Source organism: Magnetospirillum sp. UT-4 (assembly GCF_902729435.1).
Lineage (GTDB): Bacteria > Pseudomonadota > Alphaproteobacteria > Rhodospirillales > Magnetospirillaceae > Magnetospirillum.
Genome location: NZ_CACVCG010000040.1, coordinates 37,699 through 46,563 on the forward strand (window position 1 = coordinate 37,699; position 8,865 = coordinate 46,563).

Below are 8,865 nucleotides of genomic sequence, written 5' to 3' on the forward strand. Positions count from 1 at the left end.
AAGTGCTAACGCGTTCGCGCCAAAGGGGCAAGAGATTCGGCGATGAAGCCGGCCCAGGCCAGCAGGTCGCTGGATTGGTCCAGCTTGGCCTCGCGCGCCCTGGCGACCAGCCGGCGCAGCACTTCCGGATCGCCGGGATGGCCGAAGAAGTGGACGAACACGTCGGCGCCGACGGTGTCGTGGGCGACCAGCAGCACCACCGCCAGTTGGTCGAGGCGCAGGGCCAGCTCGCCCACCAGCAGCTTGGCGGTGCCGCCGCCGACGCCGCTTAAGATTTCCGACAGGCGCGCCATGGAGCGCCCTTCCTTGACCAGGTCGCGGACCTCCTGGCGCCGCAATACCCCCGAGAAGGCCTCGATGCGCAGACGCTGGCCGCCCGGCGCGATGATCTGATGCAGCGGCGCCCGCTGGTCCGGCCCCTTGGCGGCGGGCGCCGGCGCGGGTTCGGGCGCGGCGGCGGGAGCGGGAGCGTCCTCGAACAGCTTGGCGGCCTCGTCGGGATCGGCGACCACCCGCTTCAGGTGTTCGGGGTCGCGCAGCTCCAGGATCTTGGCGCCCAGCTCGATGGCCAGACGGGGCGTCATGTCGGCATAGGTGGGAACCAGCGGCACCTGCCACTCGTGCAGCAGATGCTCCTTGAGGGCGTGGTAGAGCTCGTCGGCGCGGCCGGGTTCGGCCGGAGTGGAGGCGGCGGCGGCGGGGCGGTTCAGCAGGGCGCCGACCTTGTCCATCAGGCCGCTTTTCGCGAAGCGCGGGGCCAGCGGGCGGTCGGCCTGGTCGGGGCTCCAGCGGCGGCGGAAATAGCGCTTGGCGGTGGTGCGCACGATCATCGCCACCACCTGGTCCAGGGTGCGGCCGCACGACAGCGGGGTGGTGTCGTCGGCCACCGGCCGTTTCGCCTCGTCCACCAGAACGGCGGTGAAACGCTCGCGTCGGGCGCGGAAGGTCTTGAAGCAGCGCTCGAGCAAGGCAAGGTCGTCGAGGGTTCGTTCGAAGGCCTTCTCGCGCGGCAGGGCCTTCACCTCGGGCACCAGGGTGCCCATCACATCGACGACGGCACCGCGCAGGGTGTCGTTCACCCGCCGGATTGCGTCTCCCCCCTCGGCCCCTCCGGCCGCGGTTGCCATGGAAGCCATGTCCCTCTGTCCTCCCCCTCGCCCGTCCCCACGGGTTGAGGTAATGCCTCGGCCTCTTATAAAACCAAAGTTTAGGCATTAGGCACAGCCATGAAACCTTCGTTGCGGTTCGATGTCAATAAGCGGGGCGGTTCGGGACGGGATAGGGGCTCCCCTCCCCTTTCATGGGGAGGGGTCGGGGGTGGGGTTGGCGGCCACCTTGGCAGACATCGACGCCCCCCACCCCGGCCCTCCCCACAAGGGGGAGGGGGCACTCGCTATTCGTAAGGCGGCAGATGCCAGCCCCTGGGCGACAGGGTGAATATCTCGCAGCCCGTCGCGGTGACGCCGATGGAGTGCTCGAACTGGGCCGACAGCGACTTGTCCTTGGTTACCGCGGTCCAGCCGTCGGACAGGATCTTGGTCTCGGCCCGGCCGGCATTGATCATCGGCTCGATGGTGAAGAACATGCCCTCGCGCAGTTCCAGGCCCTGGCCGGGGCGGCCGAAATGCATGATGTTGGGGGGGGCGTGGAAGACGCGGCCCAGCCCGTGGCCGCAGAAGTCGCGCACCACCGAGAAGCGCTGGCGCTCGACGAAATCCTGGATGGCCCAGCCGATGTCGCCCAGGGTGGCGCCGGGCTTGACCACCTCGATGCCGCGCATCAGCGCCTCGTAGGTGACCTCGACCAGCTTCTTCGCCTTCACCCCGGGGCGGCCGACATAGTACATGCGGCTGGAATCGCCGTGCCAGCCATCGACGATGGGGGTGACGTCGATGTTGACGATGTCGCCGTCCTCCAGCGTCTTGTCGCCGGGGATGCCGTGGCAGACCACGTGGTTGACCGAGGTGCAGATGGATTTGGGGAAGCCGCGGTAGTTCATGGGCGCCGAGACGCCGCCGCGTTCGGCGATGAACTCGGCGCACAGGCGGTCGAGCTCGCCGGTGGTGACGCCCGGCAGCACATGCGGGGCGATGAAGTCCAGGGCCTCGGCGGCGAGTTGGCCGGCCTTGCGCATGGCGGCGAAATCGTCCGGCCCGTGCAGGGTGATGCGGCCCGATTCGCGGTCTTCCCGTTCCATATTCCTCGAAATCCTCACCTCGTCCCGATATCGATGGGCATCGGGTTCATCACGATTATGCCATCCAGGCTGAGGCGGCAGCTATAGCAGATCGTTTCGACTCCGTCCGCAACGGCTTCGGCCAGCCCGCGCGCATAGGCGGGATCGACGTCGGCGGCGGGACGGAAGCCGGTGCAGTCCTCGCGCTGGACCAGGTACAGCATCACCGCCCGCGACCCCGCCGCGACCATGTCGCGCAGTTCCAGCAGGTGCTTGGCGCCGCGCGCCGTGACGGCATCGGGGAATTCGGCCCAGTCGCCCCGCTTCAGGTGGACGTTCTTGACCTCGACGTAGCATGTGGGACGGTCCGGCGCCTCGAGCAACAGGTCGATGCGGGAATTGCGGCCGTACTTAACCTCACGCCGGATTGTGGCGTAGCCGGCCAGTTCCGGGATGGTGCCGGCGGCGATGGCCTCGGCCGCCAGGGCGTTGGGATGGGCGGTGTTGACCCCGACCAGATGGCCGTCGATGCGGCACAGCTCCCAGCTCCACTTCAGCTTGCGCTCGGGGTTGGCGGCGGGCGACAGCCACACCTCGATACCGGGATCGGAGGTGCCGGTCATCGCCCCCGAATTGGCCAGATGGGCGGTCACCACCGTGCCGTCCTCCATCTCGACATCGGCCATGAAACGCTTGTAGCGCCGGATCAGCCGGCCGCGCACCAGGGGGGAGGGGAAGATCATGACGGCTTCCACGCCGTCATGGTCAGCAAATGGAAGGTGGCCGGGACCCGCCCGTCGGGGCCGGCGAAGCGGCCGCCATAGGCCTCCAGCGCGGCGAACAGGGTGGCGCGGCGCAGCGGCGTCCTGCGCCGCTCCAGCACCGCGTTGGTCTCGCCCATGCCGCGCAGGTCGGCGAGCAGGCGGAAGGGCTCGGCGTAGCGCACCGCCACCGTGTCGCTGTCGGCCACCGGCAGGGCGAAGCCGGCGCGCTGCAGCAGCTGGCCCAGGTCGCGCACCTCGGCGAAGGGCGAGACGCGGGGCGACAGGCCGCCTTCCTTGGCGATCTCGGCCTCGGCCAGGCATTGGCGCAGCTCGGTCAGGGTCTCGCCACCCAGCAGCGACACCAGCAGCAGCCCGTCCGGCCTCAGCACCCGCCTGAGCTGCACCAGGGTGCCGGGCAGGTCGTTGACCCAGTGCAGCGACAGCGCCGACACCACCAGGTCGAAGCTGTTGTCGGCGAAGGGCAGCCATTCCTCGTCGGCGGCCAAGGTGGGGTGGCCGGTGGCGGCGGCAAGGCGGGCCATGACTGGCGACAGGTCGCACTGCACCAGGGTCTCGATGCCGCCGCGCCCGGCCAGCACCGCCGCCAGCTCGCCGGTATGGCAGCCGAGGTCGAGGGCGACGGGAAAGCGCCGGGTGACGTCGTCGAGGCGGTCGGCCAGCCGTTCGGCCGCCTCGCGCACCAGGAAGTCGTGGGCGGCGAAGCCGGCGGCGGCGCGGTCGCGGCGCTTGCGCACCAGGGCGCGGTCGAAGATGGTGATGGAACCGGACATCGGCTGCTATATGGCACGGGCGGACGGCGGGGGAAACAGGAATGCGGCGGCGATTGGCCGGGCTGGGGCGGGTGATGCTGGACGCGGTGCTGCCGCCGCTGTGCCTGGCTTGCGGCGCGGTGGTGGCCGAGCCGGGCAGCCTGTGCCCGGAATGCTGGGAGAAGGTGGCGTTCCTGGGCGCGCCCCAGTGCCAGAGCTGCGGCCATCCGTTTGATGTCGACCCGGGCGAGGGCATGCTGTGCGGCCATTGCCTGGCCGACGCGCCGCCGTGGCGCCGGGCCCGCGCGGTGTTCCGCTACGACGATTCGTCGAAGGCGCTGGTGCTGCGCTTCAAGCACGCCGACCGGCTGGAAGGGGCGCCCGCCTTCGCCCGCTGGATGGCCCGGGCGGGAGCGGACCTTCTGGCCGGGGCCGAGCTGGTGGCGCCGGTGCCGCTGCATCCCTTCCGCCTGCTGGCGCGGCGCTACAATCAGGCGGCGGTGCTGGCGGTGGCGCTGGGGCGGCAGGCCGGACTGCCCGTCGAACCGCGCCTGCTGCTGCGCCGCCGCCACACCCCCGCCCAGGGCCATCTCGGGCGCGAGGAGCGCCGCCGCAACGTCAGGGGCGCCTTCGCCGTCAATCCGAAGCTGCGGGACGCGGCGGCCGGCAAGGCCGTGCTGCTGATCGACGACGTGCTCACCACCGGGGCGACGGTGGGCGAATGCGCCCGGGTGCTGCGGGCGGCCGGGGCGGCGGCGGTGGACGTGCTGACGCTGGGGCGGGTGGTCCACCCTCACGCCTAGCCAAAACCTGCCGCCTCGCTATATTAGGGCAACGCAACGACGGAGCCGCCGTGATGCCGGACGTGGAAATCTATACCACCAGGATTTGCCCCTATTGCGTGCGGGCCAAGCGCCTGCTGGAGAAGAAGGGGGTCGGTTACCGCGAGATCGACGTGTCCACCGATGCCGCGCTACGCGACGCCATGGTGGCGCGCGCCGGCGGACGCCAGACGGTGCCGCAGATCTTCGTCAACGGCACCCATGTGGGCGGCTGCGACGATCTTTACGCGCTGGAGGCCGAGGGCGGCCTGGATCCCCTGCTGGCGGCCCAAGCGTGATCGACGACAGCTTCAAGGCGGCCTGCCTGCAGGTCAATGCCGGCACCGACCTGCAGCGCAACATCGACGTCGCCTCGCATCTGGCGGTCGAGGCGCGGGCCGCCGGCGCCGACCTGATCTGCATGCCCGAGAACGTGGCGATGATGGAATGGGGGCGTTCCAACGTCGTGCTCAAGGCCATGCCCGAGGACGACCACCTGGCGCTGAAGGCGTTCGCCGATCTGGCGCGCGAGCTGTCGTGCTGGCTGCACATCGGGTCGCTGGCGGTGCTGCTCGAGGGCGGCATGGTCGCCAACCGCACCTTCGTGCTGGGTCCCGACGGCGCCATCAAGGCCCGCTACGACAAGATCCACATGTTCGACGTCGATCTCGGTCTGGGCGAGGTCTACAAGGAATCGGCCACCTTCAGCCCCGGGGCCGAGGCGGTGGTGGCGAAGCTGCCGTGGGGGCGGCTGGGCCTGTCCATCTGCTACGATCTGCGCTTCCCCCACCTCTACCGGGCCTACGGCAAGGCCGGCTGCGACTTCCTGGCGGTGCCGGCGGCCTTCACCCGCACCACCGGCAAGGCCCACTGGCACGTTCTGCTGCGGGCGCGGGCCATCGAGACCGGCTGCTACGTCTTCGCCCCCGCCCAGATCGGCAGTCATGCCGGCAACCGCGAGACCTACGGCCATGCGCTGATCGTCTCGCCGTGGGGCGAGATCCTGGCCGATGCGCTGGAGCAGCCGGGCTGGATCATGGCCGACATCGACCCCCGCAAGGTGGCTGACGCCCGCCGCAAGATACCCTGCATGGAGCATGACAGGCCTTTCGCCATGCCCCCTCGCGCCTGAGCGGGTCCGTCCCCACCTGCTCGGAACACTCCGTGCGGGAGGTTTGGCATGCGGGTATTGGCGGGTGTGATCGGGGTTCTGGTGCTTCTGGCGCTGGCGCTGGTGGGTTGGCTCTACACCGGGCGCTACGACGTCTCGGCGGGAGAGGGGCGGACGCCCGTGCTCCACTGGCTGGCCGAGACCGCCAAGCGCCAGGGTGTGCGCCACGCGGCCAAGGCCGTGGTGGTGCCGGAAGCCGGCGCCCAGACCTCGGTCGAGCCGGGGGCGCTGCTTTACCAGAGCGAATGCATGGCCTGCCACGGCGCCCCCGGGGTGCCGCCGCGCGTCTTCGCACGCTCCATGCGTCCCGCGCCGGGCGACCTGGCGGTGACGGCGCGCGAATGGACCTCGGCCGAGCTCTACTGGATCGTCCGCTACGGCCTGGCCGGCTCGGGCATGCCGGCCTGGGACGGACGCCTGTCCGAGGACGAATTGTGGTCGCTGGTGGCGCTGGTCAACCAATTGCCCAGCATGGATTCCGCCCGCTGGCAGGACCTCACCGCCCCGCCGCCGCCGCCGGAACCGGAACCGGAGCCTGAGATGGTCCCCCCGGCCGAGGCCGAGGAGCCGCCGCCGGCAGCGGAACCGGCCCCGGCGGAACCGGCGCCGGGCGGACAATAGGGGGGCGCTGGGGCGGGGCCGGCTTCACAGCCGCCGCACCGCCTCCCCCCGCACCGCGCAGAGCCGTTGCACCACGGCGCGGTCGTCGAGGATGCCGTCCTCGAAGGCGACCACGGTCAGGCCCGCCGTGAGGCGCAGCAATTCGCCACGCTCCAGCAGGTGGTCGGGGTTGCGCGGGCGGCCGAAGGCCTCGTTGCCGCGGGCGAAGGTTTCGTAGAGCAGCACGCCGCCCTCCTCCAGCGCCGCCAGCAGGTGGGGGAAAAGGGGGCGCCACAGATAGTTGGTGACCACCAATGCGGCGAAGCGGCGGCCGGGCAGCGGCCAGGGGGAGCCGTCCTCGAGGTCGGCGGCGATGCGTTCGGCCGCCGCCGGGGCCTGGCCCGGGTCGCGGTCCAGCGCCGTGACCGGGTGGCCGCGATCCAGGAACAGAAGGGTGTGGCGGCCGCCGCCGCAGGCAAGGTCGAGCACCGCGCCGCCGGCCCGCACCAGCGGGGCGAAACGGGTGATCCAGGGCGATGGCGGCAGTGTCGGCATGGGCGTTGTCATGATGGCCGGCCTCGGGTAATGATGCCGTCATGATCCTGTTCGAACTGCGCTGTGGCAACGACCATCATTTCGAGGGATGGTTCAGGGACAACGCCGCCTATGAGGCGCAGGTGGCGGCGGCGGCGGTGTCGTGCCCGGTCTGCGGCGCCACCGACGTGGCCAAGGCGATCATGGCGCCGCGGCTGAACCGCGCCACCGGCGAGGCCCTCGACCTCGCCGCCGCCGCCGGGGCCATGCGCAAGGTCATGGGCGAGATCCGCAAGAAGGTCGAGGAAAGCTGCGACTACGTCGGCGAGAACTTCGCCGAGGAGGCGCGCAAGATCCATTACGGCGAGACGGAGGCCCGGGCCATCTACGGCGAGGCCTCGCCCGAGCAGGCCCGCGAGCTCAAGGAGGAGGGGGTGGAGTTCCACCCCGTTCCCTGGCCGGCCACGGAGAACTGATAAGCGGGCTGCAGAAAAACTCCCAACCTTTTTCCGTCATTCCCGCGCAGGCACATAGGCGCTGACTTAGGCCATTCCGTATCCGTAGCCTCATCCTGAGGAGAGCGCGCAGCGCTCGTCTCGAAGGATGCAGCGGGCCATGGACGCCGTGCCACGGGCCTGGTCCTTCGAGACGCCGCCTGCGGCGGCTCCTCAGGATGAGGCCCGAATGAGGCGAAGCTCCTGCCTAAGTCAGCGCATATGCGCGCAGGCAGGAATCCATGCCTCCGCACACAGTATATTGCGGTGAAAGCGCGATATCGCCCCAGCATGGACCCCCGCCTTCGCGGGGGTGACGGATCAGAGGGTGGCAAGCAGAGTTTTTCCGTACCCTGCTCTAAGCCCCGCCCGCCAGCAGCTTTTCAGGATCGAGGCGGATGTCGCGCCGGACCTGGCCGCTGGTGCCGAGGGCTGGCGCCTTCCTGCCATCGACGGCGACGTCCAGCGCGCCGGCATTGCCGACCATCAGGGTCAGGCCGGGCCGATTGGGGACGGCGTAGCTGTCGCCCTTGCGCAACAGGCGCGAAATCAGCAGCTGGCCGTCGAGCTCACGGATCTGCACCCAGCAATCGTCGCCGGCGGCGCTGATGCTGATGCGGGAATCACCCTGCTCGTCGGTGGCGGCCGGCTTGGCCGGTTCGGCGGGCTTGGCCGGTTCGGCCGGCTTGGCCACGTCCGCCGGCTTGGCAGGTTCCACCGGCTTTACAGTTTCCACCGGCTTGACCGCTTCCACCGGCTTTGCCGGTGTGCTCTTGCCCTCGTCGTCCTCGGCCGGCGGAACCATGTCCTGTTTGGATGCCTTGGCCGCCTCGGCCGGTTCGGCCTTGTCCGTCTCGGCCGGTTTGACCGCCGCCGGCTCGCCGGGGCGGTTGAGGGTGGTGGCCAGCTTTTCGGGCAGGGCCGGAACCATCTCGGCGACGCTGCCGTCGCGCGACGACAGCCAGTACCAGCCGCCATAGGCCACCGCCGCCGCGACCAGTGCCAGGAACAGCACCGCGCCGCCGGGAATGCGGCCCTCGGAGACCGGCGAGGGGAAGATGAGTTCCGAGCGGGAATTGAGGTCGCCGGCCGCCTCGGCGCGGAAACGGCGGACCATTTCCTCGCCGTCCAGGTCGAGGAATTCGGCATAGGTGCGCAGGAAGCCGACCGCGTAGGTGCCGCCCGGCAGGTCGCGGTGGCGGCCCTCTTCCAGCGCCTGAAGATAAGGCTGGCGGATGCGCAGTTGCGTCGCCACCTCGGCCAGGGTCTTGCCGGTTTTTTCGCGGGCCGCCGCCAGGGTCGCCCCGACACCGGAGAACGAAGGCGCGGCGGGAAGGTGTTCCGTCACCGGTTCATCTTGCATGTGACTGGTCGTTCCTGCCTCGTGACGGCGACGCACAGGACATCGTCGCTGCCGGTTCCAGTAAAGGCCCTTGCGGCGGGTGCCTTGGTCATTGCAGACCGCGGCGCATCCCTACCCCTGTTTAGCAAACGAGTTGCGCACGAGGCAACAATAATGCCGGAGAGGGGTGATG

Annotated in this window: 11 protein-coding genes; 5 read left to right on the forward strand and 6 right to left on the reverse strand. The window is 70.1% G+C overall.

All coding sequences use genetic code 11. The annotated features are described in order from the left end of the window. Positions 1-5 precede the first annotated feature (5 nt). The 4 genes from MTBUT4_RS04780 to MTBUT4_RS04795 form a co-directional block, all read right to left on the reverse strand. Positions 6-1,136, reverse strand: coding sequence for a hypothetical protein (locus MTBUT4_RS04780; protein WP_254434741.1), 1,131 nt, complete (start codon positions 1,134-1,136; stop codon positions 6-8). 257 nt (positions 1,137-1,393) lie between these two features. Continuing rightward, complete coding sequence (gene map, locus MTBUT4_RS04785) at positions 1,394-2,197, reverse strand: type I methionyl aminopeptidase (protein WP_173978522.1); 804 nt, start codon at positions 2,195-2,197, stop codon at positions 1,394-1,396. A gap of 14 nt (positions 2,198-2,211) precedes the next feature. After that, entirely contained in the window at positions 2,212-2,919 is a 708-nt protein-coding gene (gene sfsA / locus MTBUT4_RS04790) for a DNA/RNA nuclease SfsA (protein ID WP_173978523.1), read from the reverse strand. Beyond that, positions 2,916-3,731, reverse strand: coding sequence for a methyltransferase domain-containing protein (locus MTBUT4_RS04795; RefSeq protein ID WP_173978524.1), 816 nt, complete (start codon positions 3,729-3,731; stop codon positions 2,916-2,918). The genes sfsA and MTBUT4_RS04795 overlap by 4 nt, the downstream gene beginning before the upstream one ends. Before the next feature lie 41 nt (positions 3,732-3,772). Between MTBUT4_RS04795 and MTBUT4_RS04800 the strand changes: the two genes are divergently transcribed. From MTBUT4_RS04800 to MTBUT4_RS04815, 4 genes are read left to right on the forward strand one after another with little or no spacing between them, the layout of a single operon-like run. Further along, positions 3,773-4,513: a ComF family protein gene (locus MTBUT4_RS04800; protein ID WP_173978525.1), complete on the forward strand. Its 741-nt coding sequence runs from the start codon at positions 3,773-3,775 to the stop codon at positions 4,511-4,513. Between the two features lie 53 nt (positions 4,514-4,566). Next, positions 4,567-4,830, forward strand: a complete 264-nt coding sequence (gene grxC / locus MTBUT4_RS04805) for a glutaredoxin 3 (protein WP_173978526.1) — start codon at positions 4,567-4,569, stop codon at positions 4,828-4,830. Further along, positions 4,830-5,663, forward strand: a complete 834-nt coding sequence (locus MTBUT4_RS04810) for a carbon-nitrogen hydrolase family protein (RefSeq protein ID WP_173978556.1) — start codon at positions 4,830-4,832, stop codon at positions 5,661-5,663. The genes grxC and MTBUT4_RS04810 overlap by 1 nt, the downstream gene beginning before the upstream one ends. Positions 5,664-5,711: 48 nt before the next feature. Continuing rightward, positions 5,712-6,323, forward strand: a complete 612-nt coding sequence (locus tag MTBUT4_RS04815; protein WP_173978527.1) for a cytochrome c — start codon at positions 5,712-5,714, stop codon at positions 6,321-6,323. Between the two features lie 24 nt (positions 6,324-6,347). On the opposite strand, the gene MTBUT4_RS04820 is transcribed toward MTBUT4_RS04815, so the two are convergent. Further along, positions 6,348-6,857 (reverse strand): bifunctional 2-polyprenyl-6-hydroxyphenol methylase/3-demethylubiquinol 3-O-methyltransferase UbiG, encoded by a 510-nt coding sequence (locus tag MTBUT4_RS04820; protein ID WP_217424110.1) that lies wholly within the window; start codon positions 6,855-6,857, stop codon positions 6,348-6,350. Positions 6,858-6,898: 41 nt separating this feature from the next. Between MTBUT4_RS04820 and MTBUT4_RS04825 the strand changes: the two genes are divergently transcribed. Further along, a complete protein-coding gene (locus MTBUT4_RS04825; RefSeq protein ID WP_173978529.1) occupies positions 6,899-7,312 on the forward strand; it encodes a DUF1178 family protein in 414 nt (137 codons plus the stop codon). A gap of 376 nt (positions 7,313-7,688) precedes the next feature. On the opposite strand, the gene MTBUT4_RS04830 is transcribed toward MTBUT4_RS04825, so the two are convergent. Beyond that, positions 7,689-8,693, reverse strand: a complete 1,005-nt coding sequence (locus MTBUT4_RS04830; protein WP_173978530.1) for a RodZ domain-containing protein — start codon at positions 8,691-8,693, stop codon at positions 7,689-7,691. Positions 8,694-8,865 lie beyond the last annotated feature (172 nt).

Excerpts from the sequence above, each read along its gene's own strand:
- MTBUT4_RS04780 (WP_254434741.1), bottom strand. The coding sequence starts at position 1,136 with ATGGCTTCCATGGCAACCGCGGCCGGAGGGGCCGAGGGGGGAGACGCA.
- map (WP_173978522.1), bottom strand. The coding sequence starts at position 2,197 with ATGGAACGGGAAGACCGCGAATCGGGCCGCATCACCCTGCACGGGCCG.
- sfsA (WP_173978523.1), bottom strand. The coding sequence starts at position 2,919 with ATGATCTTCCCCTCCCCCCTGGTGCGCGGCCGGCTGATCCGGCGCTAC.
- MTBUT4_RS04795 (WP_173978524.1), bottom strand. The coding sequence starts at position 3,731 with ATGTCCGGTTCCATCACCATCTTCGACCGCGCCCTGGTGCGCAAGCGC.
- MTBUT4_RS04800 (WP_173978525.1), top strand. The coding sequence starts at position 3,773 with ATGCGGCGGCGATTGGCCGGGCTGGGGCGGGTGATGCTGGACGCGGTG.
- grxC (WP_173978526.1), top strand. The coding sequence starts at position 4,567 with ATGCCGGACGTGGAAATCTATACCACCAGGATTTGCCCCTATTGCGTG.
- MTBUT4_RS04815 (WP_173978527.1), top strand. The coding sequence starts at position 5,712 with ATGCGGGTATTGGCGGGTGTGATCGGGGTTCTGGTGCTTCTGGCGCTG.
- MTBUT4_RS04820 (WP_217424110.1), bottom strand. The coding sequence starts at position 6,857 with ATGCCGACACTGCCGCCATCGCCCTGGATCACCCGTTTCGCCCCGCTG.
- MTBUT4_RS04825 (WP_173978529.1), top strand. The coding sequence starts at position 6,899 with ATGATCCTGTTCGAACTGCGCTGTGGCAACGACCATCATTTCGAGGGA.
- MTBUT4_RS04830 (WP_173978530.1), bottom strand. The coding sequence starts at position 8,693 with ATGCAAGATGAACCGGTGACGGAACACCTTCCCGCCGCGCCTTCGTTC.